The 25,925-nt window shown below is 58.1% G+C and carries 23 protein-coding genes; 9 read left to right on the top strand and 14 right to left on the bottom strand.

All coding sequences use genetic code 11. The annotated features are described in order from the left end of the window. Positions 1–16: 16 nt before the first annotated feature. Positions 17–328 carry a DUF962 domain-containing protein gene (locus ACVBEG_RS06580; protein WP_322215384.1) on the top strand — a complete coding sequence of 104 codons (312 nt, stop codon included), beginning with the start codon at positions 17–19 and terminating at the stop codon, positions 326–328. A gap of 124 nt (positions 329–452) precedes the next feature. Continuing rightward, positions 453–1,046, top strand: coding sequence for an HD domain-containing protein (locus ACVBEG_RS06575; protein WP_322180260.1), 594 nt, complete (start codon positions 453–455; stop codon positions 1,044–1,046). A 14-nt stretch (positions 1,047–1,060) separates the two neighbouring features. On the opposite strand, the gene ACVBEG_RS06570 is transcribed toward ACVBEG_RS06575, so the two are convergent. Continuing rightward, positions 1,061–1,906, bottom strand: coding sequence for a UDP-2,3-diacylglucosamine diphosphatase (locus tag ACVBEG_RS06570; RefSeq protein ID WP_322215382.1), 846 nt, complete (start codon positions 1,904–1,906; stop codon positions 1,061–1,063). 175 nt (positions 1,907–2,081) lie between these two features. Here ACVBEG_RS06570 and ACVBEG_RS06565 point away from each other — a divergent pair, with 175 nt between their 5' ends. Then, on the top strand, positions 2,082–2,972 hold the full coding sequence (locus tag ACVBEG_RS06565; RefSeq protein WP_322180264.1) for a DMT family transporter: 891 nt from the start codon (positions 2,082–2,084) through the stop codon (positions 2,970–2,972). A 4-nt stretch (positions 2,973–2,976) separates the two neighbouring features. Here ACVBEG_RS06565 and ACVBEG_RS06560 read toward each other — a convergent pair whose 3' ends face one another. The 4 genes from ACVBEG_RS06560 to recQ form a co-directional block, all read right to left on the bottom strand. Then, positions 2,977–3,267 (bottom strand): SelT/SelW/SelH family protein, encoded by a 291-nt coding sequence (locus ACVBEG_RS06560; RefSeq protein ID WP_322215379.1) that lies wholly within the window; start codon positions 3,265–3,267, stop codon positions 2,977–2,979. A gap of 85 nt (positions 3,268–3,352) precedes the next feature. Then, a complete protein-coding gene (locus ACVBEG_RS06555) occupies positions 3,353–5,506 on the bottom strand; it encodes a FimV/HubP family polar landmark protein (protein WP_322180268.1) in 2,154 nt (717 codons plus the stop codon). Positions 5,507–5,658: 152 nt separating this feature from the next. Beyond that, positions 5,659–6,093 carry a MarR family transcriptional regulator gene (locus tag ACVBEG_RS06550; protein ID WP_322180270.1) on the bottom strand — a complete coding sequence of 145 codons (435 nt, stop codon included), beginning with the start codon at positions 6,091–6,093 and terminating at the stop codon, positions 5,659–5,661. A 120-nt stretch (positions 6,094–6,213) separates the two neighbouring features. Beyond that, positions 6,214–8,343, bottom strand: coding sequence for a DNA helicase RecQ (recQ, locus tag ACVBEG_RS06545; protein ID WP_322180272.1), 2,130 nt, complete (start codon positions 8,341–8,343; stop codon positions 6,214–6,216). Between the two features lie 222 nt (positions 8,344–8,565). Here recQ and ACVBEG_RS06540 point away from each other — a divergent pair, with 222 nt between their 5' ends. Beyond that, the gene (locus ACVBEG_RS06540; RefSeq protein WP_219064205.1) at positions 8,566–9,153 is read left to right on the top strand and encodes a UPF0149 family protein; all 588 of its coding nucleotides are present in this window, start codon (positions 8,566–8,568) and stop codon (positions 9,151–9,153) included. A 218-nt stretch (positions 9,154–9,371) separates the two neighbouring features. On the opposite strand, the gene ACVBEG_RS06535 is transcribed toward ACVBEG_RS06540, so the two are convergent. Next, on the bottom strand, positions 9,372–10,556 hold the full coding sequence (locus ACVBEG_RS06535; RefSeq protein ID WP_322180275.1) for a thiolase family protein: 1,185 nt from the start codon (positions 10,554–10,556) through the stop codon (positions 9,372–9,374). 103 nt (positions 10,557–10,659) lie between these two features. Next, complete coding sequence (gene pap / locus ACVBEG_RS06530) at positions 10,660–12,159, bottom strand: polyphosphate:AMP phosphotransferase (RefSeq protein ID WP_322180277.1); 1,500 nt, start codon at positions 12,157–12,159, stop codon at positions 10,660–10,662. Between the two features lie 182 nt (positions 12,160–12,341). Here pap and mnmC point away from each other — a divergent pair, with 182 nt between their 5' ends. Then, entirely contained in the window at positions 12,342–14,321 is a 1,980-nt protein-coding gene (gene mnmC, locus ACVBEG_RS06525; RefSeq protein WP_322180279.1) for a bifunctional tRNA (5-methylaminomethyl-2-thiouridine)(34)-methyltransferase MnmD/FAD-dependent 5-carboxymethylaminomethyl-2-thiouridine(34) oxidoreductase MnmC, read from the top strand. A gap of 106 nt (positions 14,322–14,427) precedes the next feature. Here the strand turns inward: mnmC and aceK are convergent, their stop codons facing one another. Continuing rightward, positions 14,428–16,161 carry a bifunctional isocitrate dehydrogenase kinase/phosphatase gene (gene aceK / locus ACVBEG_RS06520; protein WP_322180281.1) on the bottom strand — a complete coding sequence of 578 codons (1,734 nt, stop codon included), beginning with the start codon at positions 16,159–16,161 and terminating at the stop codon, positions 14,428–14,430. A 140-nt stretch (positions 16,162–16,301) separates the two neighbouring features. On the opposite strand from aceK, the gene ACVBEG_RS06515 reads away from it, so the two are divergent. Continuing rightward, the gene (locus ACVBEG_RS06515; RefSeq protein ID WP_322180283.1) at positions 16,302–17,210 is read left to right on the top strand and encodes a DMT family transporter; all 909 of its coding nucleotides are present in this window, start codon (positions 16,302–16,304) and stop codon (positions 17,208–17,210) included. A 44-nt stretch (positions 17,211–17,254) separates the two neighbouring features. On the opposite strand, the gene ACVBEG_RS06510 is transcribed toward ACVBEG_RS06515, so the two are convergent. Further along, a complete protein-coding gene (locus ACVBEG_RS06510; RefSeq protein ID WP_322180285.1) occupies positions 17,255–18,193 on the bottom strand; it encodes an aspartyl/asparaginyl beta-hydroxylase domain-containing protein in 939 nt (312 codons plus the stop codon). Between the two features lie 192 nt (positions 18,194–18,385). Beyond that, on the bottom strand, positions 18,386–19,360 hold the full coding sequence (gene cysK, locus ACVBEG_RS06505; protein WP_322180288.1) for a cysteine synthase A: 975 nt from the start codon (positions 19,358–19,360) through the stop codon (positions 18,386–18,388). A 125-nt stretch (positions 19,361–19,485) separates the two neighbouring features. On the opposite strand from cysK, the gene ACVBEG_RS06500 reads away from it, so the two are divergent. The 3 genes from ACVBEG_RS06500 (at position 19,486) to ACVBEG_RS06490 (ending at position 22,803) form a co-directional block, all read left to right on the top strand. Beyond that, positions 19,486–20,556 (top strand): DUF748 domain-containing protein, encoded by a 1,071-nt coding sequence (locus tag ACVBEG_RS06500; RefSeq protein WP_322180290.1) that lies wholly within the window; start codon positions 19,486–19,488, stop codon positions 20,554–20,556. A gap of 201 nt (positions 20,557–20,757) precedes the next feature. Further along, on the top strand, positions 20,758–21,603 hold the full coding sequence (locus ACVBEG_RS06495) for an AAA family ATPase (protein WP_219064215.1): 846 nt from the start codon (positions 20,758–20,760) through the stop codon (positions 21,601–21,603). Between the two features lie 21 nt (positions 21,604–21,624). Then, a complete protein-coding gene (locus ACVBEG_RS06490) occupies positions 21,625–22,803 on the top strand; it encodes a vWA domain-containing protein (RefSeq protein ID WP_330201100.1) in 1,179 nt (392 codons plus the stop codon). Positions 22,804–22,849: 46 nt separating this feature from the next. Here the strand turns inward: ACVBEG_RS06490 and ACVBEG_RS06485 are convergent, their stop codons facing one another. The 4 genes from ACVBEG_RS06485 to ACVBEG_RS06470 all read right to left on the bottom strand — a co-directional run bounded on the left by ACVBEG_RS06485 (position 22,850) and on the right by ACVBEG_RS06470 (position 25,919). Next, a complete protein-coding gene (locus ACVBEG_RS06485) occupies positions 22,850–23,770 on the bottom strand; it encodes a 5-oxoprolinase subunit C family protein (RefSeq protein WP_323566267.1) in 921 nt (306 codons plus the stop codon). Next, entirely contained in the window at positions 23,767–24,471 is a 705-nt protein-coding gene (pxpB, locus tag ACVBEG_RS06480; protein WP_447107501.1) for a 5-oxoprolinase subunit PxpB, read from the bottom strand. The genes ACVBEG_RS06485 and pxpB overlap by 4 nt, the downstream gene beginning before the upstream one ends. After that, positions 24,468–25,220, bottom strand: coding sequence for a 5-oxoprolinase subunit PxpA (locus ACVBEG_RS06475; RefSeq protein ID WP_447107500.1), 753 nt, complete (start codon positions 25,218–25,220; stop codon positions 24,468–24,470). Before ACVBEG_RS06475 ends, pxpB begins: the two co-directional genes overlap by 4 nt. Positions 25,221–25,394: 174 nt before the next feature. Next, on the bottom strand, positions 25,395–25,919 hold the full coding sequence (locus ACVBEG_RS06470) for a DUF2937 family protein (RefSeq protein ID WP_322180301.1): 525 nt from the start codon (positions 25,917–25,919) through the stop codon (positions 25,395–25,397). Positions 25,920–25,925: the final 6 nt, after the last annotated feature.

Genomic DNA, 25,925 nt, shown 5'->3' with positions numbered 1-25,925 from the left:
ACCGAAGGTACACGTCGTGACAACCACCCAGTCGTTCACACGTTTCGCTGATTTCTACCCCTACTACTTGTCGGAGCACAGCAACAGCACCTGTCGCCGACTGCACTTCATCGGCACCACGCTGGTGATTTTTATCGCAGCCTTCGCGATGGGCAGCGCCCGCTGGCAGTTGTTATGGGCAGTACCCATTGCGGGTTACAGCTTTGCCTGGGTCGGGCATTTCTTTTTCGAAAAGAATCGCCCCGCCACGTTCAAGCATCCGTTTTATAGCCTGTTGGGCGACTTCGTCATGTACCGCGATATGGTGATGGGCAAAGTGCCTTTCTAGAAAACTTCACCCTGAATGGCACTCGGCGCGCAGGGCCAGCAATGCGTCTTTCACGGTCACTGCCGAAATCCCCACGCAGCATAGACTGGGTCTTTGTTTACCCATAACAAAGACAGGACCGTCGATGAACACTCAGGCCCGCTTTACCCATATGAAGGAAGGTACTCAGGAGGATTGGGCGATCATTGCCCAGGACTTCAGCGCCTATGCCAAGCAGTTGCCGGGGCGAATTCTGACCCATCTTCGGCTGCTCGACGGTGACTTCGGTGGCTTTCCCGTTGATCGCCTGACCCATTCCCTACAAACCGCCACACGTGCCTGTCACGACGGTCGCGACGAGGAGTACATCGTCTGCGCCCTGCTCCACGATATCGGCGACACACTGGGGTCCTATAACCACGCGGACATCGCAGCGGCCATTCTCAAGCCTTTCGTCAGCGAGGAAAACCTGTGGATGGTGGAAAAACACGGGATATTCCAGGGCTACTACTTTTTTCATCACCTGGGCATGGACCGCATGCTGCGCGAGCAATTCCGGGCGCATCCGCAGTATCAGCAAACCATCGAATTCTGCGCAAAATACGATGCCGCAGCGTTCGACCCTGCATACAACACGTTGCCATTGAGCTTCTTCGAGCCCATGTTGGAACGGGTTTTTACCCACCCGAAACGCTCGATCTATCAATCGGCCATAGAACAAGATCTTTCATCGTCCTGATGGCCAGGCTGGCTTTAAACAACCGGTTCGCTGACCCGTCCCTCGTCTTCCTCGACCCGCTTCTGCCGGACTGGAACCCGCGCCTCGCGCAGATGAGCATCGGCCAGCCGGAACAATTCGATAGAGCCGTCTAAATGCTCAATCAGCGCAGTGCAGGATTCGACCCAATCGCCACAATTGAGGTACTCCACCTCGCCGACGTTGCGGATTTCAGCGTGATGAATATGCCCGCAGACCACCCCGTCAAAGCCACGCTTTACGCACTCGTGAGCGATGGCTTCTTCGAAGTCACTGATGAAACTGACCGCCGTTTTGACCTTGTGCTTGAGGTACGCCGACAGCGACCAATAGCCGTAGCCATAACGCGCACGCCAGTGGTTCAGCCAGCGATTAAGGGTCAAGGTCAATTCATAGGCCGAATCACCGAGAAAGGCCAACCAGCGGTGGTAGCGCGTAATCACGTCGAACTGATCGCCATGCACCACCAGCAGACGACGACCATCAGCCGTGACGTGCTCGGCCTCGTCCACCAATCGGATATTGCCCAGGATCAGCGTCGAGTAACGCCGCAGGAATTCGTCGTGGTTGCCGGTGACATAAATCACTTCGGTGCCGCGCTTGCTCATGGTCAATAGACGGCGAATCACATTGGTGTGCGCCTGAGGCCAATACATGCCACCGCGCAGCTTCCAGCCATCGATGATGTCGCCGACCAGGTACACCTTGTCAGCGTGATACTGCTTGAGAAAGTTCGACAGATGCTCAGCCTGGCAATCACGTGTGCCGAGGTGTACATCTGAGATCCACAAGGTTCTCACCCGTTGCTTGCGACTGGGTTTAGCGAGCTGAGCACTGCTCATGGACAACCTCCGGCAGGGTTTTAGCGAGCTTGCCCGGCGCTGGTTAATCGGAGATGACATTGGCGTGGCGATTGGATGACAAATGACCCAAAAACGGCAACAGACAACGGTCAGGCATGCGCTCTACACTTAGCGGTCATCCCCGCACCGTAAAAGCTGACTGATAAGGACTGCAATGAATCACCGTTCTGCGCTTGGCGCCCTGCATATTGGCGCCCTGATGTTCGGCCTGACCGGGGTATTCGGCAAACTGGCCGCCGCCTCGCCCTCGATCATCGTGTTCGGCCGCGCAGCTTTTGCAGTGATCGCCCTGGGCTTTTTCGCCCGTTTCGCCAGCAATACCGCCTGGCAATCACTGCGCGGCAGTGATTGGCGTCGACTGGTTCTGGGTGGGTTACTGCTGGCCGGGCATTGGGTGAGCTTTTTCATCTCCGTGAAAGTTGCCGGCGTGGCCATCGCGACACTGGGCTTTGCCAGCTTCCCGGCCTTTACCGTGATCCTCGAAGGGCTGATTTTCCGCGAGCGGATTCGCAGCAATGAAATCATCCTGGTACTACTGGTCAGCATCGGGCTGGTGTTGGTCACCCCGGATTTCGACCTCGCCAGTCAGGCCACTCTCGGCCTGCTGTGGTCCGTATTGTCCGGTTTACTGTTCTCACTGTTGTCTCTGACCAACCGCGCCAGCTCCGGGCGAATTCCGGCCGTACAGGCGGCGCTGTGTCAAAATCTGGTGGTCGCGGCGTGCCTGTTGCCTGCCGCGGCACCGGGGCTGAGCAGCGTCACGCCCCTCGACTGGCTGTGGATAAGTCTGCTTGGGGTGTTCTGTACAGGTGTGGCGCATAGCTTGTTCGTCGCCAGCCTGGCGGTAATAAAAGCGCGCACCGCCGCGATGGTCTTTGCCCTTGAGCCGGTATACGGCATCACCTTCGCCTGGTTGCTGTTCGCCGAGCAGCCCACGGTGCGAATGTTGTTGGGTGGCGCACTGATCATCGTCGCGATCGTGGTCTCGAGCCGGCTGGGATCTAAAACAATCGAGCACAAAGCCGACGCCGCTTCAGCCCACTGAATGCTTACGCCTGCGGATGATCGTTATGCCCCAGGTCGCGCTGCGGGTCGATCTGGTCACGCACTCGCTGCTTGAGTACCTTGGCTTCAGGAAACCCGCCATCAGCCTTGCGCTCCCAGATCTGCACACCATTGCACGTGATTCGAAACGCCCCACCGGTCGCAGGCTCCAGCGAGACCTTGCCCAGATCGTCGGAAAACGTGCTGAGCAACTCTTGAGCGAGCCACGCGGCCCGCAGAAGCCATTGGCATTGGGTGCAATAGGTGATGACGATTTCGGGTTTGACGGCAGACATATCCTGACTCTCATTCCTCAAGGGTTGGCGTTAAAAGGCGCTTTATCTGAGTATGGGACCAATCTGCCCGCAACCACCCCCTCAATCAGCTTATTCCCGCCAACAAATCCCGAGCAGTCTGCTGCTGGTTATCGTCGGTTTCGTTGATCACTTCCAGCAGCAGCTCACGTGCACTCTGCAGATCACCGTCATCAATCAACACTTGAGCCTGGTTGATTTTACTCAGAGGCTCCTCGGTCAGGTCGAGCATATCGAAGCCCGCCGAATCATCCATGAAGCCTTCAAGAAACGCATCATCCAGACTGTCGCTGTTGGCCTGAAGAATAGGCTCCGGCTCTGAGAAGTCGCTGAGGAACTGCTCATCAGGCATTTCGAAGACTTCCGGCAACTCTGTGAGGTTGGACGCGAAATCCAGGTCCGCCGTCAGCGGTTGTTCCGGCTGGCCTTTGCTGCGTGCGGCTGGCGTAGTTTCGAAGGGGTCGACCAAATCCCAATCGGCGTCCATTGACAGATCTTCCAGGTTCAATTGGAATTCATCGGCAGGCTGCGTGCTCAAGGAAGAGGCAACAGGTTCATTGACGACAACTTCAGGCAGCACCGGCTCTGACGAAGGCAGCGGGATGGTCACCAACGCGGGTGACGGTGTCGCGAACAACTGGGGATGCTGCGCGCGTATTTCCTGCAATTTGTCCGCACTAAGCCCCTGCTCGAGCGCCGCTTGCTCCTCGCGGGCAAAACCGTCGGCGTCGCCCTGCTGGGCCAGTAACTCAAGAATTCTCAGGCGCAGATCCGTGCGCTGCGGCTGTGTCTGCAGTGCGTCACGCAAAATACCCAGCGCCTCACTGATCCGGCCGTAAGCGATATAAATGCTCGCACCGTCCATGGCATCGGTGGCAGTACCAGCCAACCGTTGGGTACCAGGCGCCGGAACCGCAACCACCGGCGCTGTAGGTGGAACGACCACAGAAGACTTTTCAACCATGGGCACAGCGGCCGTCATCGTGGGTCTCGGCGCAGGCGTGTCGACGATATTCTGCACCGGCAGGGCGTTTATCAACCGTTTGCGCCGTACGGAATAAGCCAGTACCAGCAATAACAGCAGCACCAACACTGCACCCGACAACAGCAGCATGTTGCCGGATGATTCCTCCGCTGGCGCCTCGGTTACTGGCGGGGCGGGCACCGCCGTTGGCGTCACGGCAACAGCTGGCACAACGGGGGTGACCGTTTTGGTTGTGGATAACTTTAGTTCAGCCAGGGCGGCATTCAGTTCGGTGAGTTGCTTGTCTTTACCCGAAATCTGCCCCTCAAGCGCTTGCATCTGCCCTTTCAGGTCGCCCACGGTTTTGGTCAGTTGCTGGTTCTCGATAACGGTGCTGGCCAGTTGCTCAGCGTTTTGCTGCAACCCATTCGCAGAAGCTGCTGCTTCACTTGCCGCCGAAGGGGGTGGCGTAGTTTGAGTGGCCGCCGCGACCGAAGGCGCCACCGTCGAACGCGGCAGGACCGCACTGTCTGGCAGCAGCAGGCTCTGTCCGACGTTCAACCGAGTGCTGTTACCGTTGGGAAACGCCTGGGGATTGAGCGCCTCGATACCTCGGGCCAGCTCACTGGCGGAAGTTTTGCTGCCCGGCCCTTGCAGACGCCTGGCAATCGTTCCGAGGTTATCGCCGCTGGCAACTGTGTAGCGATTACCCTGCACCGCTTGCGGCGGCGCGACAGGCATACGTGATTCACCACCGCTCTGTAAAGAAGGATCGGCCCGCCTGGAGCGCGACGCGGCTGCACCTATCGCCGAGTCAGGCGGATCGAGCAACACCGTATAAGCATGCAGCACGTCGCCATTAGGGCGAACCAGACGCACCAGAAAGTTAAGGTAAGGCTCAGTGACTGCCCTTCTCGACTCCACATGCACCACGCCATGATTGCCATGGACGATGGGAGTAAAGTGCAGATCGTTAAAAAAGAACAGACGTTCGATGCCAGCCCGGCTGAAGGCTTCCGGCGAAGCAAGACTCGCCACAATGTCATCCGCGCTCAGGCCTGCGGTTTCTACCAATTCGATATCGGCATTGAACGGCTGATTCAACGCCGAATGCAGGGTGATCTCTCCAAGCCCCAACGCTGGGGCCAGTGCCGAATAAAACAGTGATGTTGCGGCCGCAGCCACACACCATTGACGAACGACCTGCCGCAACGGGCGATCGGCGCGCGTTAACGCGGCCTGAGAACTCTTCAGCATGAAAATCCTTATAAAAACCAAAGCAGGCTTCTCAGCACATTCGCTGTCACACGCAGATAGCGCAAGTATGGGGGCAAATCGGGCCTGATGCTCGCACGCTTTCACCAATGCTTAAAGGGGTAAAAGCGCTTGAGCCACTGAATACCGGGTGTTCAGGATTTTTCCAGGTTCGCCAGGATCCGTGCGTGTACCCGCATGCAGATTCTCAGCTCGTCCTCGTCGATGCCGACGAAAAGTTCATGACGCAGCGCGGTGGCGATTGTCTCGATTTTGTCGATCAGCGGCCGCGCCGTTGCACATAGAACGATTTTTTTAGCCCGCCGATCTTCAACCACCGCCTGACGCAGAACCAGCCCCTGAGCTTCCAGACTGTCGAGCAAACGCGCAAGGGTCGGCCCTTCGACGCCAACACTCTGCGCCAACTCACGTTGCGTCGGTGCTTCTTCGAAGCGCGCAAGGTGCAACAGCACCAGCCAGCGCGCCTGCGACAGGCCCAGGTCAGCGAGGCGCCGGTCCAACTCGGCTCGCCAGCCACGTGACATCTGCGCCAATTGCATGCCGAAGCGGTGTTGATCAGTTAAAGGCATAGGAAACTCATGATTAAAGGCTTGTACTAATTATTAGTCAGCTAACCATGATGCCCGCACCGAGGCAAGTGTCACCCACTGTAACCAATCGTCGCAGGGGGGTATAAAACCTCAGGAAAATCAGACCTCGAACTCGGACTGCAGCGCCGCGCGCACGCAATACAGCACGCCGTCTGGCACGCGACCGGCGAATTGTGCGGCAACGGCTGCAACCGCGGGCAACTCTCCTTCGCCATCAAGGAACGCATCCTGAATTTCACTGAGCACGTCTTCAGGCAAATCCAGCGCTTGCTCCAGTGATAATTGCTGCTTGCCGATGGCCTCCGCGAGCATCGTGTAGACATTCTTTTCGGTGCACTGCAACTGACCGGCGATCTGCGCCGGCGTCATCCCGGCGCGGGCCAGGCTGATCAATTCGTGACGCACGTCAGCCACAACCCTTGGCGCCTCGGCTGTACCGCCGAGAACCTCGAGGAACGCCTCACCATAACGCTCCAGCTTGCGCGCACCGACGCCACTGACCTGGGCCATTTCCGGCAACGATCCGGGCTTGCTGCGCAACATCTCGAGCAGGGTCGAGTCGGGAAAAATGACATAAGGCGGCACCCCATGCTCTTCGGCCAATTTGCGCCGCAGGGCGCGCAAGGCCTCCCACTGTTCGCGCTCTTCGCCACGGACCAATTGACTGGCCGGGCTGCCCGAACCGCTTTTCGGGGTCGTTTGCGGTTTCAAATCACGACGTAGCTCAAGCGTGACTTCGCCGCGCAAGAGGGGCCGGCAGGTATCACTCAACCGCAGGCCGCCGTAGCCTTCCAAGTCGATATCAGCCAGGCCGCGCGCCACCAACTGGCGGAACAGCGAGCGCCACTCGCCTTCGGTACGCGCCTTGCCGACGCCGAAAACCGCCAGATGTTGGTGGCCAAAGCTCTTCACTTTATCGTTGTCGCGACCCAGCAGCACATCCACCAGATGGCCGACGCCATAACGCTGGCCGGTGCGATAAATCGCCGACAGTGCCTGACGCGCAGGCTCGGTGGCGTCCCAGGTCTGCACGCCGTCGACACAGTTGTCGCAATGACCGCACGGGTTAGGCATGTCTTCGTCGAAGTAGGCCAGCAGCGTCTGTCGACGGCAGCGGGTCTCTTCACAAAGCGACAACATGGCGTCGAGTTTGTGTTGCTCAAGGCGCTTGTGTCGCTCGTCGCCTTCGGAGTTTTGCAGCATCTGCTTGAGCATCAATACGTCTTGCAGCCCGTAGGCCATCCAGGCATCGGCGGGCAGGCCATCACGGCCGGAGCGCCCCGTCTCCTGGTAGTACGCCTCCAACGACTTGGGCAAGTCCATATGGGCGACGAACCGCACGTTGGGTTTGTCGATGCCCATACCGAAAGCGATGGTCGCGACCATGATCAGGCCTTCCTCATTGAGGAAGCGCTTCTGGTTGAAGGCACGTGTCTCGTTAGGCAGCCCGGCGTGGTATGGCAAAGCCGGATAGCCGTTGTCACACAGAAAAGCGGCGACTTCATCGACCTTTTTGCGGGACAGACAATAAACAATGCCTGCATCGCTGCGCCGCTCGGAAAGGAATGCCAGCAGCTGTTTGCGCGGCTGCTCCTTGGGCACGATGCGATAAAAGATGTTGGGGCGGTCGAAACTGGAGAGGAAGCGCTCGGCGTTCTGTAGATGCAGGCGCTCGACGATCTCTTCACGGGTGCGTTTATCGGCCGTGGCGGTCAGGGCGATACGCGGCACATCGGGGAACAACTCGGCAAGTTGCCCCAGTTTCAAGTATTCAGGACGGAAATCATGCCCCCACTGTGACACGCAGTGCGCTTCGTCGATGGCAAACAGGGCGATTTTCAGGTTCTGCAGGAAGGCCAGCATCCGTGGCTGAACCAGGCGCTCGGGCGCCAGATAGAGCATCTTGATCTCGCCCAACCGAATTCGGTTTGCCAGATCCCGCTGTTGCTCTGCGCTCAGTGTGGAGTTCAACGCGGCCGCCGACACACCCAGTTCTTCCAGGGTCGCAACCTGATCGTCCATCAAGGCAATCAGCGGTGAAACTACCACTGCCAAGCCTTCGCGCAGCAGGCCCGGGACCTGGAAGCACAAGGACTTGCCGCCACCGGTGGGCATCAACACCAAGGCATCGCCGCCATTGGCAACACGCTCAATAATGGCACCTTGGCGACCACGAAAGCTGTCGTAACCAAAGATGTCTTTAAGTACGCGTTGAGCCTGTTCGAGCATAAAAACCCCAAAATATTGCAGAAGCGACCCTGCTACAGCCTGTCGCAATCGCTATTGGCATCGCAAAGCGCGGCATTATACCCGAGGGGTTCCAGGCAAAGCACAAAGGCGATACCGGCGGTCGATATAAAAGACATAACAGCTTCTAAGCGCCTCTGTACTGGCGCGCAGGCCTTACACAGCCTAGAATTCAGCATTGTTTATTCCCAAGGTAGCCCGTCAATGTCCTTCGCTGAGCAACTACACCGCCTGCAAGCCTTCCTCGATGCCGATGAGCTGCATGACGAAGCGCTGGACTATGTGGCCGCCCACGGCTACCTGACCGCGCTGTCGATCTGTGCCGAAACGGTCCCTGAGCGTGAGTGGATCGATACGCTGTTCTCTGAGCCGCCGCATTACACCAGTGATGCCCAGCGCGAAGAAATCGAAGCCACGCTGATCCAGCTGCAGGCGCACATCGCCCGCCAACTGGCATCCGACGAAGAGTTCGAATTGCCGTGTGATCTGGACCTCGGTGACGAGCCGGATGACTCCGACCTCCGCGGCTGGTGCATCGGCTTCATGGAAGGCGTGTTCCTGCGCGAAAACGCATGGTTCGAAAGCGCCGAAGACGAAGTCAGCGAAATGCTCCTGCCGATCATGGTCGGTTCGGGTCTGTTCGACGAACAACCAGAATTTGCCGACATCGCTCAGGACGCCAATCTGATGGATGACATGATTGTGCAGATCCCGGAAGCACTGACCGCGCTGTACCTGCTCCTGCAGGCGCCAGACGAGAAGCCAGCGATTCTCAAGCCTCGCCACCACTGAGTCCACGCCTACGGCACAAGGCCCGAGACGCACAAGCAAACACTGCTTGTGCGTCGCGCACTTCAAGACTCTGGCTGGCTGGCTAGTGTGGCGCTGATGACGGCCCATGTCCTGCGGCACAGGCTTTAGGCGTTCCATCAGAGATGATGCACCCACAAAGGTCGCAAATACCCTGTGGGTGCACATTCACTCGCGAAGACGATCTATCCGCCAGCGCTCTATTTGAACGTTTCAAACAACCCAGTCGCCCCCATCCCACCTCCGACACACATGGTCACGATGCCGTAGCGCAGATTGCGCCGTTGCAGTTCACGGACCAAATGGCCGACCTGGCGCGAGCCGGTCATGCCGAACGGGTGGCCGATGGAGATCGAACCGCCGCTGAGGTTGTATTTGGCGTTGTCGATTCCCAGACGATCACGCGCATACAGACACTGCGACGCAAAGGCTTCATTGAGTTCCCAAAGGTCGATGTCGGCCACTTGCAAGCCTTTAGCCTTGAGCAATTTGGGCACCGAGAACACCGGGCCAATCCCCATCTCGTCCGGCTCGCAACCCGCCACCGTGAAACCACGGAAAAACGCACGCGGTTCGAGGCCCAGTTCCAGGGCTTTTTCCAGGCTCATCACCAACGTCATCGAAGCCCCGTCGGACAACTGCGACGAGTTGCCAGCGGTTACCGAACCGTCTTCTGCGAACACCGGCTTCAGGCCCGCCAGGCTTTCCAGCGTGGTGTCCGGACGATTGCAGTCGTCACGATCAACGATGCCTTCAACCAGGCTAATCGCACCGGTATTTTTGTCCTCGACGCGGTAGGTCACGGCCATCGGCACGATTTCATCGTCGAACAGCCCAGCAGCTTGGGCGGCTGCGGTGCGGTGCTGACTTTGCAAGGCGTAGAGATCTTGCTGCTCGCGGCTGACATGGTAGCGGCGCGCGACGATTTCGGCAGTCTGACCCATGGGAAAGTAAATCCCCGGCACCTGTTCCTTAAGCAATGGATTGATCAGGTTGTCGGTGTTGATGCTTTTCATCGTCAGGCTGATCGATTCGACACCACCGGCAACAATGATCTCGCTGCAACCGGAGGCGATCTGGTTGGCTGCGATTGCAATGGCCTGCAAGCCCGATGAGCAGTAGCGGTTGAGGGTCATGCCAGGGACCTGGATACCCAGCTTGGACAGCACCGCCACATTGCGCCCGATGTTGTAGCCCTGCGCGCCTTCGTTGGAGCCGGCACCGACGATGCAGTCCTCGACCAACGCCGGGGCCAGGCCATTGCGCGTCAACAGTGCGTTGACGCAATGGGCTGCCATGTCATCGGGACGGGTCTGGTTGAACTTGCCGCGAAACGACTTGGCCAATCCCGTCCGCACGCTATCGACAATCACCACTTCACGCATGACACACCTCCACTCTTATTGTTGATGAGAAGGCATTGAGCATAGGGCCAGATAATCCTTGTCCGCGATGATCATTCACTGGCTGTATGGAAAATCATGGTGGTTACTTAGACTTTGTGTCCTTTTCAAAAGCGGCTTCCAGCGCGTTATTGATCGTGCGTAACACCTTCACCCGCGCCCAGCGTTTGTCATTGGCCTCAACCAGGGTCCACGGCGCGATTTCAGTACTGGTACGATCAACCATGTCGCCCACAGCCGCGCGATAGTCCGGCCATCTCTGACGGTTGCGCCAGTCGTCCTCGGTGATTTTGAAGCGTTTGAACGGAATCTGTTCCCGCGCCTCAAAACGCTCCAGTTGAGTCAGCTCATCAATGGCCAGCCAGAACTTGACTACCACAGTGCCGGCATCGGTCAGCTGTTCTTCGAAATCGTTGATCTCGCTGTACGCCCGGAGCCAATCTGCCGAGCTGCAAAAACCCTCAACGCGCTCTACCAGCACCCGGCCATACCATGACCTATCGAACACGGTAAATTTGCCACGTGGCGGCATGTGCCGCCAGAAGCGCCAGAGATAAGGCTGTGCACGCTCGTCCTCGGTGGGCGCGGCAATCGGCACAATATTGTACTGACGCGGGTCCAGCGCCGCCGCGACCCGCCGGATGGCGCCGCCTTTGCCTGCGGCATCATTGCCTTCGAATACCGCTACCAGCGAGTGCCGCTTCATACGTTTATCACGCACGTTGCCCGCCAGGCGCGCCTGCTCGGTAATCAATTGTTCTTCGTAATCTTCTTTTTCCAGATGCTGAGTCATGTCGAGACTGTTCAGCAGGCTGAGGTCATCAATATTGGTCGGCAGTGGGCCAATGGTCAGCGGACCTTGAGCGGGTCTTTTATTGGCCAAGGCGGCCTGTAGCCCTTCGAGCAACAGGCGCCCGACGGTCAGGCTGCGATAATGCGGATCCACGCCTTCGATGACATGCCAAGGGGCATAATCATGGCTGGTACGACGCAGCACACGCTCACCGTAGCGAACAAATTTGTCGTAGGTTTTCGATTGTTGCCAGTCCAGCGGACTAATGCGCCAGCTGTGCAAAGGGTCATCCACAAGCAACTTGAGCCGAGCCTTCATCTGCTTCTTGGACAGGTGAAACCAGAACTTGAAAATCAGTGCGCCCTCATCACAGAGCATTCTCTCCAGACGTTCAGCCCCATTGATTGCCTGATCGAGCACGGCATCCTTGAAGTGGCCATGCACCCGCCCCTGAATCATCTGGCTGTACCAATTGCCAAAGAAAATCCCCATACGCCCCTTCGCCGGCAAATGCCGCCAATAGCGCCACGCGGGTGGTCGGGCCAGTTCTTCGTCAGTCTGCTGATCGAACGTACGCACCTCGATCAGCCGTGGGTCCATCCATTCATTGAGCAGCTTAATCGTCTCGCCCTTGCCCGCGCCTTCGACGCCGTTGATCAATACAATCACCGGAAAACGCGCCTGCTGCTTGAGTTCGAATTGCGCGTCGAGCAACGCCTCACGCAGCGCCGGCACCTCGGCGTCGTAAGTTTCTTTGTCAATGGCGTGACCGATTTCGGCGGATTCGAACATGCACAGCTCCCCTTCAAGATCGTCAAGACTAACGGATCGCATCAATCAATGCTGGGTAAGACAGCCATTCGTTGCGATGGGTCAATTGAACAGGCTTCAGGGACCCGCTTCTACCCCTTTGCGCCCTCACCGGTTCGCTGATTGCGTTAATATCCCGCGCTCCTGCTGCCGCCGAGCCGACCATGACCTTCACATCCCACGCCCAGATCGACTGGGACGAACAGGGAAATCCTCATTCGCGGGAATTTTCGGATGTCTATTTCTCCACCCAATCCGGTCTAGACGAAACACGCCATGTCTTTCTGAAACAGAACGATCTGACAAACCGGTTTGCAGCGCTGGCGGCAGGCGAGCGCCTGGTTATCGGGGAAACCGGCTTCGGCACCGGTTTGAATTTTCTTTGCGCCTGGCAGCTGTTTGCCGAGCATGCTGTTGCCGGCGCTCGCCTGCATTTCGTTAGCGTCGAGAAGTTTCCACTGAGCCGCTGCGACCTGCAACGTGCCCTCGCCTTGTGGCCGGAGCTGGCCACCTGTGCCGGGCAACTGCTCGATCAGTACATCGCCGTGCATGACGGTTTTCAGCGCTTGGTGTTCGACGGCGGTCGCGTGACCTTGACCCTGTTGATCGGCGACGCTTTAGACATGTTGCCGCAGCTGGATGGGCAGATTGATGCGTGGTTCCTCGACGGTTTTGCTCCAGCAAAAAATCCGGAAATGTGGACGCCCGAACTGTTCGCCGAACTGGCACGGCTAGCGGCGCCGGGTTCGACCATCAGCACCTTCACCAGTACCGGATGGGTACGTCGCGCGCTGAACGCCGCAGGCTTCAAAATGCGCCGCACGCCGGGTATCGGGCATAAATGGGAGGTGCTGCGCGGGGCGTTTGTCGGTTGGCCGGAAGACGTGCCCAGGCCTGCAGTCGTCAAGCCCTGGTTTGCCCGCCCGGCACCGATCACCACTCAGCGCAAAGCGTTGGTAATCGGCGCTGGCCTGGCCGGTTGCGCAACAGCTGCCAGCCTCGCTGCGCGGGGTTGGCAGGTCAGCCTGATGGAACGCCACGGCGATCTGGCGCAGGAAGCTTCGGGCAACCCGCAAGGGGTGCTGTACTTGAAGCTTTCTGCCCACGGCACGGCGTTGTCGCAGCTGATTTTGAGCGGCTTTGGTTACACCCGCCGCCACCTGGAATACCTGCAACGGGGCACCGACTGGGACGGCTGCGGCGTGTTGCAACTGGCCTTCAATGACAAGGAAGCCGAGCGCCAGACGCAGTTGGCGCACGCGTTCCCCCCCGAACTCTTACACGTACTGGATCAGCCAACCGCCGAAGCCCGAGCCGGTATTGCACTGTCTTGCGGTGGTTTGTTTTTCCCCGAGGGAGGCTGGGTACATCCGCCCGCGCTGTGCCAGTTTCAGGCCACGCACCCCAATATTCAGCTGTTGGCACATCATGACGTACTGGAACTGCGTCGTAGCGGCGAACAGTGGCAGGCCTGGGATGGAGAGCGATTGCTCGACGAGGCTCCGGTGGTGATATTGGCCGGCGCTGCAGAGGTCAAGCGCTTCCCGGCCAGCGCTGAATTACCCCTCAAGCGTATTCGTGGGCAGATCACCCGGCTTGCCCAGACCCCGGCAAGCGAAGCCTTGAGCACCGTGGTCTGCGCCGAAGGTTATGTGGCGCCCGCCCGGCTGGGCGAACACACGTTAGGGGCGAGCTTCGACTTCAAAAGCGATGACCTGACGCCGACCGCTGCCGAGCACCAGAGCAATCTCGAACTCTTGCAAGAAATCTCCGAAGACTTGCTCAAGCGGCTGGGCGCAGACGCGTTGGAACCTGAGTACCTGCAAGGGCGAGCCGCATTCCGTTGCACCAGCCCGGACTACCTGCCCATCGTCGGCCCGCTGGCGGATAAGCAGCGTTTTCTGGAAGCTTACGCGGCGCTGGGCAAAGACGCCCGACAAGTGCCGGATACCGTTTGCCCTTGGCTCGACGGCCTGTACATCAACAGTGGTCACGGCTCTCGTGGGCTGATCACCGCGCCACTGTCAGGCGAATTGCTCGCGGCCTGGCTGGACAACGAACCCCTGCCGTTGCCCCGTAGCATTGCCGAAGCCTGCCATCCCAACCGTTTCGCGTTGAGGGCGTTGATTCGGGGAAAGATATAAACACGGGATGACTGGCGTCAGTGCCCTGCTGACTAGCCATCAATCTTCATGCGACGGGCGCTGACGGCTCATGTCGACGCAGTCAGCGCACTGCCGCGCTGAAAACTCAGGCCAGCGTCTCATCCATGCGCCCTTTGCGCCGGTAGGGAAAGACATCAATGACCTTGCCCGCCCGAATCGCGTCTTGCAGGCTTTTCCAGTAATCAGCGTCATACAACTCACCGTGGAGCTCATTGAACAGCCGACGCTGGCCCATGTCGGCAAACAGAAACGGTGGAAACTCCTCAGGGAAAATATCCAGCGGAGCAATGGAATACCAAGGCTCCGAGGACATTTCATCTTCGGGCGTACGGGGCGCCGGGATGTGGCGGAAATTGGCTTCGGTGAGGTAACAAATTTCGTCGTAATCGTAGAACACCACCCGGCCGTGACGGGTCACGCCAAAGTTCTTCAGCAGCATATCGCCGGGGAAAATATTCGACGCAGCCAACTGCTTGATCGCCAACCCATAATCGTCCAGTGCTTCGCGCACCTGGGCTTCGTTGGCGTTTTCCAGATAGAGGTTCAACGGCGTCATACGCCGCTCGGTCCAGCAGTGACGGATCAGGACGGTGTCGCCTTCGACTTCAACGGTCGACGCCGCCACATCCAGCAGTTCGGCGAGGCACTCAGGATCAAACTTGCTCAACGGAAAACGGAAATCGGCGAACTCCTGGGTATCGGCCATGCGCCCTACCCGGTCGACACTTTTTACCAGACGGTATTTTTCGATTACCGTGGCACGGTCGACGTTTTTCGACGGCGCGAAGCGGTCCTTGATGATCTTGAACACCGTATTGAAACCCGGCAGGGTAAACACGCTCATGACCATGCCGCGCACACCGGGCGCCATGATAAAGCGGTCGTCGGTAGTGGCCAGATGGTTGATCAGGGCGCGGTAGAACTCGGACTTGCCATGTTTGTAAAACCCGATCGAGGTGTACAGCTCGGCGATGTGCTTGCCAGGCAAAATACGCTTGAGAAAGCCGATAAACTCTGCGGGCACCGGCACGTCGACCATGAAGTACGAGCGTGTGAACGAGAAGATGATCGACACATCAGCTTCATCGGTAATCAGCGCATCAATCTGGATACCTCGGCCTTCACGGTGCAGCAGGGGTATTACCAGCGGCCATTGCTCGTCTTGGGTAAAAATGCGCCCGACCAGATACGCCCCTTTGTTGCGGTACAGAATCGACGAGAACAGCTCCACGCTGAGCGCCGGGTCCTTGCACACCCAATCGGGCAGGTTTTCCCGCAATTGCCCTTCAAGCCGTTGCAGATCACCCGGCAAATCGGCAAACGGCACATCGAACTTATACTCGGCAAAAATCTGCTTGAGCATGCTCGACAGCTCGCCCTGGGGCCGATAAACGCGGGTTTGAGCCGCCTTGTCGTGGCGGCGCAAAGACGGACGCGTGGTGTGGACGAACATGCAGCCGTCGCTGATCAGGTCATGACTGAACAGGCCACAGAAAATCGAGTTGAACCAGGTTTCCGCCAGCTCATCGTCAAACCGTACATCGATCAGGTTGATATACGCGTTTTTGACCAGCGGCCAGCAGCTCACATCCAACAGGCCCTGGGCGTCGAACGTACCGTGCAAACGCTCGGTCACTTCGCTGACTTTCTCTTCGTATAGGTTGATCCGCGCTGCCGATGCTCGCTGAGCTTCCTGCCATAACGCTTGTTCGAAGCGCGCCTGAGCACCATCGGCAATCTGCCGAAAATGCTCTCGATAATCATCAAAACCGTCAAGAATCATTTGGGCGATATCGGCGGCTGGCCATTGCTGCGGCATAAACAGATCTCGTCAGGAATTCGGAAGCCCGAGCTTAGCCAGTGGACAGGCATAGGAGAAGCGTATTTTTCCGCTCTCGGTTGCGCTCAGCCCGCCGCCCCAGCGACACTCTCGCCCCGACCACCGGCCTGGAGCTGGATTTGAGACCCGCCGACACCCTGCGTTTATTAGCACTCGCCGCCATCTGGGGCGCCAGCTTCCTGTTCATGCGGATCATCGCACCCGTGCTCGGCACCGTACCGACGGCGTTTTTTCGCGTATCCATTGCCGCTGGCGGCTTGCTGGTGATCCTCTGGCTGATGCGGATTGATTGGGATTTTCGCGGCAAATTCAAAATCTGCCTACTGCTGGGGATGATCAACTCCGGGCTGCCCGCGACCTTGTATTCATTAGCCGCTCAAGTATTACCCGCCGGTTATTCATCGATTTTCAACGCAACGACGCCGCTGATGGGCGTATTGATTGGTGGGTTGTTCTTCAGCCAAAAACTGTCCCCGGTGAAAATCGCGGGGGTGTTTCTCGGCTTGTTCGGTGTCGGCATCCTGACCCGTGCGGGGCCCGTGGCTTTCAATCGGGAGCTGCTGACCGGCGCTCTGGCCTGTTTGCTGGCAACGACAAGCTACGGCTTCGCCGGCTTCCTCGCTCACCGCTGGCTCGATCAGCAAGGTGGGCTCGACCCAAGGCTCGCCACCGTCGGCAGCATGCTCGGCGCCACGCTGTTATTGCTGCCGCTATTCGGCTACAGCGTCATCAGCCATCCACCCGCCAGTTGGGGCGGGAGCAGCGTGTGGCTGTCGTTACTCGGACTGGGACTGGTGTGCACCGCGTTCGCCTACATCCTGTTCTTTCGGCTGCTTAGCGACATTGGCCCGCTCAGTTCGATGACCGTGACCTTCATGATCCCGCCCTTCGGCGTACTGTGGGGCGCACTGTTTCTCGATGAACCGCTGTCGTGGGCTCATCTGTATGGCGGCGTATTGATTGCGGTAGCGCTGTGGCTGGTGCTGAAGCCTGTCGCAATGGCGAAGGCTTCAGCAGGTGAGCATTAACCTGCGTCAGGCGTGCGAAACACAAACACCCGTCCGACGTTGTATCAGCCGAACAGCCAATAGCCGAGCAAGGTCAGAACGATCACCGCCAATACCGGACGCATGACACGGTAGGCCTTGGGGTGACGACGCTTGAACTGTTTGACGCTGGAGCTCATGCCATTGCTAAAACGCTTGCTGTAGGCATACGCCTGGTTAATCCCGCCGACACGTTCATCATCTGTGTTCTGCGGCGCCGTGGCATGCCCCAAGACTCTGCTGACCCAACGATTGATGCGGGTCATGAGCCGAGAGCGCAGAGGGCGTTCGACATCACAGAACAGAATCACACGGGTGGTTTCGGTCTGGTTCTTGACCCAATGCACGTAGGTTTCATCGAACATCACATCTTCGCCATCGCGCCAGGCATACGCCTGTCCATCGACGTAAATGCGGCAATCATCCGAGTTTGGCGTCGACAGCCCCAAGTGATAACGCAGCGAGCCGGCAAACGGGTCGCGATGGGGATTGAGGTGGCTATCACCTGGCAAGAGCGCGAACATCGCGCCCTTCACGTTGGGAATGCTATTCACCAGTTCGACGGTCTTGGGGCACAACAGCACAGCCGACGGCAAAGCGGTGTCGTACCACTTGAGGTAGAAGCGCTTCCAGCCTTTTTTGAAGAACGAACCGAAACCGGCGTCGTTGTCCTTCTCGGCAGCGCGGATATATCCCTCGTCGAACAAGTGCATGGCTTCTTCGCGAATGACTTGCCAGTTGTCCTTGAGCACGTCCATCTCAGGAAATTTGGTGCGGTCCAGATAAGGCTTCGAAGGCACGCCGGAGAACAGATACATCAAGGCGTTATAGGGGGCAAACAACGCGGAATGGTTGACGAACTGGCGGAGCAATGGCAGTCGCGCTTTACCCCGCAGATGCACATACAACGTGCTTCCTACGAAAAGCATCAAAATCGAGGCTTTGGCGGCGAAAGAAAAGGTCATGAAACTCTCCTTGAAAATGGACAACTAATTGCACGCCGCGGCACTGTTTTAATTATCTGATACTGAAAGCGGCTGTTCGGGGAACAACCGCTCACGCATTCCGTCTTTGCAAAATGCGCGCACAGCGGGTTGGAAGCCGGCCATCATAAGCCTTCACGGGCCGGGTACAAAGCGACCTAAGACCAAAATGGGCTACTGCTGATTTTCCTGATCAGTAAACAGATCACTGAACAACATGCTCGACAGGTAACGCTCACCGGAGTCGGGCAGGATCACGACAATGGTTTTACCCTGCATTTCCGGGGTTTCGGCCATGCGTACCGCTGCGGCCATCGCTGCACCGCATGAAATACCACACAAAATCCCCTCTTCGCGCATCAGGCGCAACGCCATGGCCTTGGACTCTTCATCGCTGACCAGTTCGACCCGATCAATGATCGACAAGTCGAGATTCCTGGGTATGAAACCGGCACCGATCCCCTGAATCTTGTGCGGAGCAGGTTTGATTTCTTCACCAGCCAGCGTCTGGGTGATGATCGGCGAACCTATGGGCTCGACCGCCACCGACAGAATCGGCTTGCCCGCCGTGTGTTTGATATAACGCGAAATCCCGGTAATCGTGCCACCGGTACCCACACCCGCCACTAGCACATCAATGGCACCGTCGGTATCGTTCCAGATCTCCGGACCCGTGGTCTTCTCATGGATCGCCGGGTTGGCCGGGTTATCGAACTGTGAGGGCATGAAATGGAGGGCCGGATTGCTGGCGACCAGTTCTTCGGCTTTTTCGATGGCGCCTTTCATACCCTTGGCAGGTTCGGTCAGCACCAACTCGGCGCCCAATGCCTTAAGCACCTTGCGCCGTTCGATGCTCATCGACGCAGGCATGGTCAACACCAGCTTGTAACCCCGGGCCGCCGCCACAAAAGCCAAACCGATCCCGGTATTGCCTGAAGTCGGCTCGACGATGGTCATGCCCGGCTTGAGCTTACCGCTGCTTTCAGCGTCCCAGATCATGCTGGCGCCGATTCGGCATTTCACCGAATATCCGGGGTTGCGCCCTTCAATCTTGGCCAGGATAGTGACCCCGCGCGGTGCGATACGGTTGATCTGCACCAATGGCGTATTACCGATGGAATGGGCATTGTCAGCGTAGATGCGGCTCATGGCGGTATCCTTTGCACGTGCTTGAAAAAATCAAAGCGTATGCCGCCAGCAGGGGTGCGTCCAGTCGTAGCGAACGGATGCCGTGCCAGACAGTCAACAGCTCTACTGAACAGGACACCCTCAACATGAAACGTCGCTATAGCTGGCCACTTTGGACCGTTGCGGGAATCGTGGTCGTGCTGATTGCCGCAGACATCGCCCTGCCCTATCTGGTGCGTCACTATTTGAACGACAAGCTCGCCAATATGGGCGACTACCGTGGCCAGGTCACCGACGTCGATCTGGCCCTGTGGCGTGGAGCGTATCGAATCAATGGGCTGAGTATCGTCAAGGTGCAAGGCAAGGTGCCCGTGCCATTCGTCAATGCGCCGGTCATCGACCTGGCGGTGAGCTGGCATTCGTTATGGTATGACCGTGCCGTGGTGGCCCAGGTGGTCTTCATCAAACCCGAGCTGAACTTCGTCGACGGCGGCACCAACAAACAGGCTTCGCAGACCGGTCAAGGCACCGACTGGCGCGCCCAATTGAACAAGCTGTTGCCTATCACTCTCAACGAAGTACGTATAGATGACGGGCGCATCACCTTCAATAATTTCAACTCGACGCCGAACGTGAAGATCGAAGCCGATCACGTGAACGCCAGCCTGTTCAACCTGACCAATATCGCCGACGAAAAAGGCATGCACGAAGCCCGATTTGAGGGCAAAGCCCTGTTACCCGGGAACGCACCGCTGGAAACCTCGGCCACATTCGATCCATTCAGTAACTTTGAAGACTTCGACTTCCGCCTCCGTTCGATCGGGATAGAACTTAAAAGCCTCAACGACTTCGCTTCGGCCTACGGCAAATTCGACTTCAATGCCGGCAGCGGTGACGTGGTGATCGAAGCCCAGGCCAACAAGGGCAAGCTCAGCGGTTATATCAAACCGCTGCTGCGCGATGTCGAGGTGTTCAACTGGCAGCAGGATGTCGAGAACCAGAACAAAAGCTTCTTCCGCTCGATCTGGGAGGCAGTGGTCGGCACCAGCGAAACCGTCTTGAAGAACCAAAGCAAAAACCAATTCGCCACCCGCGTAGAACTCAGTGGCAGCGTGCACCAACAAGACATCAGCGGCTTTCAGGCATTCCTGCAGATCCTGCGCAACGCCTTCATTCAGGCGTTCAACACCCGCTATGACAACAGCAAAACACAGTAGCCAAGGTGGATTAGTGCTTTTTCAACGGGGACAGGACTTAAACAATGGCTGATCTAATCTTGACCCAGTCAAATCGTGACGCGCCATTCAGAGACTGAATGGCGCCTCTGCGTTCACAGTCGCCCGGCCTGCGCGGTATAGTCGGCACATTAAGTACCTTTTTTTGCGCCGTTTCAGGCGATACCGTTCGAGGATTTTTAGATGAAGTTCGAAGGCACCAGCGCATACGTCGCCACTGACGACCTGAAGCTCGCGGTCAACGCTGCTATCACTCTGGAGCGGCCACTGCTGGTCAAAGGCGAGCCTGGCACCGGCAAAACCATGTTGGCCGAACAACTGGCCGAATCCTTCGGCGCCCGGTTGATTACCTGGCACATCAAATCCACCACCAAAGCGCATCAGGGCCTGTACGAGTACGACGCCGTCAGCCGTTTGCGTGATTCGCAGTTGGGTGTGGATAAAGTCCACGACGTACGTAACTACCTGAAGAAGGGCAAGCTATGGGAAGCCTTCGAGGCCGAAGAGCGGGTCATCCTGCTGATCGATGAGATCGACAAGGCCGACATCGAGTTCCCTAACGACCTGTTGCAAGAACTCGACAAGATGGAGTTCTATGTTTACGAGATAGATGAAACGATCAAAGCGAAAGTACGCCCGATCATCATCATTACATCGAACAACGAAAAAGAACTGCCTGACGCCTTCCTGCGTCGTTGCTTCTTTCACTACATCGCCTTCCCGGACCGCGTCACCCTGCAAAAGATTGTCGATGTGCATTACCCGAACATCAAAAAGGATCTGGTCAGCGAAGCCCTCGATGTGTTCTTCGACGTGCGTAAAGTCCCCGGACTGAAGAAAAAACCGTCCACATCGGAACTGGTCGACTGGCTGAAACTGCTGATGGCCGACAACATCGGCGAAGCGGTGCTGCGCGAACGCGATCCCACCAAGGCCATCCCGCCGCTGGCCGGAGCCCTGGTCAAGAACGAGCAGGACGTGCAATTGCTTGAGCGCTTGGCGTTCATGAGCCGTCGCGGCAACCGCTAAGCACGAATAAGGGCGATCGCCATGCTGCTCAACCTGTTCAATGAAATGCGTGCAGCCAAGGTGCCGGTGTCTGTGCGCGAGCTGCTCGATCTGATCAATGCGCTGAAACAGCGGGTGACCTTCGCTGACATGGACGAGTTCTACTTTCTCGCCCGCACTATTCTGGTCAAGGATGAACGCCACTTCGACAAGTTCGACCGGGCGTTCGGCGCCTACTTCAACGGCTTGGAAAAGCTCGATGATCATCTCCAGGCACTGATCCCTGAAGACTGGCTGCGCAAGGAGTTCGAACGCTCCTTGACCGACGAAGAACGCGCGCAGATCCAGACCCTGGGTGGCTTGGACAAGCTGATCGAAGAATTCAAGAAACGCCTCGAAGAGCAAAAAGAACGCCACGCGGGCGGCAACAAGTGGATTGGCACTGGCGGCACCAGCCCATTTGGCTCAGGCGGTTTCAACCCGGAAGGTATCCGCGTAGGTGATGCCGGCAAGCGTCAAGGCAAAGCGGTCAAGGTCTGGGACCAGCGCGAGTACCGGAACCTCGACGATCAGGTCGAGTTGGGCACGCGCAACATCAAGATTGCGCTGCGCCGTTTGCGTAAATTCGCCCGTCAAGGCGCCGCTGAAGAGCTCGACATCGACGGCACAATCGACCACACCGCCCGTGATGCGGGCCTGCTGAACATTCAGATGCGCCCGGAACGGCGCAACACCATCAAGTTGTTGCTGCTGTTCGACATCGGTGGCTCGATGGATGCTCACGTCAAAACCTGCGAAGAGTTGTTCTCGGCGTGCAAGACCGAGTTCAAACACCTGGAGTATTTCTACTTCCACAACTTCATTTATGAATCGGTGTGGAAGAACAACCTGCGCCGTGGCGCGGAGCGCACTGCCACCCAGGACTTGCTGAACAAATACGGTGCCGATTACAAAGTGATCTTTATCGGCGACGCGGCCATGGCGCCCTACGAAATCACCCAGGCGGGTGGCAGCGTAGAGCACTGGAACGAAGAGCCGGGTTATCGGTGGATGCAGCGCTTCAAGGAAAAATACAAGAAGCTCATCTGGATCAACCCCTACCCCAAAGACACCTGGAACTACACCGCCTCGACCAACATCGTGCGCGATCTGATTGACGATCAGATGTTTCCGCTAACCTTGCGTGGGCTGGAAGAAGGGATGCGGTTTTTGGCGAAATAGCTGCCTGATCCATGGCCTCTTCGCGAAGAGGCCATTAGTTTCACCCTCAACCCTGAAAACGCTGCACATACTCCATATGCTGCTGATGCGCTGCTGTCTGCACAATCGGCTTGAGACTGACAGGTGCGCCCGGCAGGCATTGGGCCAGTCGGGCCAATGCCAACGGGGTCAACGCCCCAAGTCTTGGGTACCCGCCAATGGTTTGCCGGTCATTGAGCAGCACAATCGGTTGCCCGTCCGGCGGCACCTGAATCGCGCCCAGCGGGATGCCTTCGGAGATCAGCGGCGCGCCCTGATAAACCAGTTCCGGTCCCAATAAACGAATGCCCATCCTGTCGGCACGGCTGTCGAGGATCCACTCGCTGTTGAAGGCATCGAACAGGCTCAAGCCGCTGAACTGGCCAATTTGTGCGCCGAGCACAACGTCCAATGAACTGTTCAGGTTGAGATCGGGGGTCAAATGATCCGGCAGAGCATGCAGGACGAACGCCGAACCGGCGTAAGACAGGTGATCCCCTTTGGCCAGTGCTTTGCCCATTCCATCCAGCCCGCCCAGTTCTTCACGCACGACCGTAGCGCAACTGCCGAGCACCGATGGCGCATCGAAGCCTCCGGGAGCCGCGAGATAAGCCCGCGCACCCAGGATCGGTTGGGTAAAGCGTAAACGCTCACCCTTGCGCATGAAAAAACTGCGCCAGGGTGCCAGCGGCCGACTGCCCAGCAACGCGCCGAGATCGGCACCCGCCAGCGCCAGGCAGCAATCCTGTTCGGCGAGCAGGGTCAAGCCGCCCAGCGTCACCTCGATCACCGCCGCGTCCAGCTGATTGCCCAGCAGGTTGTTCGCCCAGGACATCGAGACCCAATCCGCCGCCCCGCCTTGGGTCACGCCCAAATGACGAACACCAAAGCGTCCGGCATCCTGCAGCAGGCACAACGGGGTGCTGGCTTCGATCAATAAGGCGCTCATGCCTGCACCTCCAACGGCGTGTCATCGCCGCCCAGGCGCACGAATTCGGCATGATCGACGGGGGTAAAGCGCACTCGGTCACCCGGTTGCATCAAGCTGTAACCCTCGCGTTGGCGGTCGAACAATTTGCTGGGAGTACGGCCGATCAGGTTCCAGCCACCCGGCGACACCACGGGGTAAGCGGCGGTCTGACGCTCGGCGATGCCCACGCTACCGGCAGCCACACGCTTACGCGGTGTGTTCAGGCGTGGCGCGGCAAGGATTTCTTCGACCAGCCCCATAAACGCGAACCCAGGCGCGAACCCCAGGGCAAACACCTGATAGTCGCGCTCACTGTGATGCGCAATGACCTCGCTGATGCTCAAACCGCTGCGCCTGGCCAACAACGTCAGTTCCGGGCCGACGCTCAGGTCATACCAGACCGGTAACACATGGCGTTTGCCGATGGCCTGCGGATCAGGCGCCAGATCGGCCAGCGCCTGATGAATCAATTCCCGAGCCTGATCCGGACTCAACCGGGTCAGGTCGTAATGGACCATCAAGGTGGTGTAGGACGGCACCAGATCAATCAAGTGGCTGGCGAAGCGTTCACGCAAACGTGCACTGGCAGCCAGCATCCACGGCATATTCGCTTCGTCGATGGCATCGAACAGACGCACCATCAAACAATCGATGGCCACCACTTCTATGCGCAACGTCATGACGCTGATTGCTCACCCAACGCCCCGCGGATGCGCTGTACGGCACTCACCGAACTGACGTTATCGCCATGCACACACAGGGTATCGGCCTTCAAGTGCAGTTCGCTGCCATCGCTGGCACGCAAGGGGTCACCACGGGACAGCGTGAGGGCCTGGCCGATGATGACTTCAGGGTCATGGTGCACGGCGCCCGGTAGTTGCCGTGACACCAGGCGCCCGGCGCTGTCGTAGGCGCGGTCGGCAAAGGCTTCGAACCACAACTGCACGCCGAATTCATCACCCAGCGCTTGCGCAGCACTGTTGTCGCGAGTGGCCATCAGCATCAGCGGTAATTGCGCGTCGTAGCGGGCGATGGCCTGGATCACGGCACGCAACTGCTCGGGGCTGGCCATCATGTCGTTGTACATCGCACCATGAGGTTTGACGTAGCGAACGCGGCCACCTTGTACCCGGCAAATGCCGTCCAGCGCACCGATCTGATAGTGCAGCAAGTCCTGGATTTCAGCCGGGGTACAGACCATTGAGCGCCGACCAAAGCCCACCAGATCCGGGTACGCCGGGTGGGCACCGATCATGACGTCATGGGCCAAGGCCAGGCTCACCGTTTTTCGCATGATCCCAGGGTCTCCGGCATGGAAGCCGCAGGCGATATTGGCGCAATCAATAAACGGCATCACTTCAGCGTCGAGACCCATGGTCCACGCGCCGTAGCTCTCACCCATATCGCAATTCAATAACAGGCGGCCCATAGGGAATGTCCTGTGTGCGTTGAAGTTTTGAGGAACTGGCCTCTGTAGAGCACATTTTTGAGTGTAATCGGACAGGGCGTCCAACGAATAAAACCAAGGTGCAGGGATAAGAAAAAGTGATGGAGCTTGTCAGGCAGGCCTTCGCTGCCTGACAAGCCGATGACGCAGAAGGGTTTAGCGCAGATCCCGATTCAGTAACGGCTTGCGTCGTCCGCCATTGATCACCCAGCCGATCAGCAGGAAGAAGCTCTCCACCACCAGCGCCAGCAGCAAGGCGCAGACGATACCCCAGGCGATGACCTCCGGGACCAGCAGGACTTGGTACGTGTAGGCATTGAAGGTTTCCCGACGAATGTCCGGATTGGCGGCAGAGACCACATGCCAGGCCTTGGCATACCAAGGGCCCTGCAAGGCCTGCCACTCGCGGTCGAGCAACTGATTGCGGGTCAGCAATAGGTTGAGGCTGTCGGCATCACTGCGAAACACCGGGTCTTCACTGCTACGGTAATGCGCGACCAACGCCTGTAAATCGCCCTTGAAGAAGCGTTCGGCAGTGTCGGAGTAGCCTTTGAGGCTTTGCTGCGCCTCGATCAAGTGCGCTTCCACGCGCTTGCTGTAATCGCTGATGAATCCCGGAATTTGCACACCGAGCAACAGACCCACCGTGAACAATACCAATCGCAGATAGCTTCGCAGCATAGGTCC

Source organism: Pseudomonas sp. GG8 (assembly GCF_052976945.1).
Note: the sequence above shows the minus strand (reverse complement) of the source record. Positions and strands in the feature narration are given on the sequence as shown.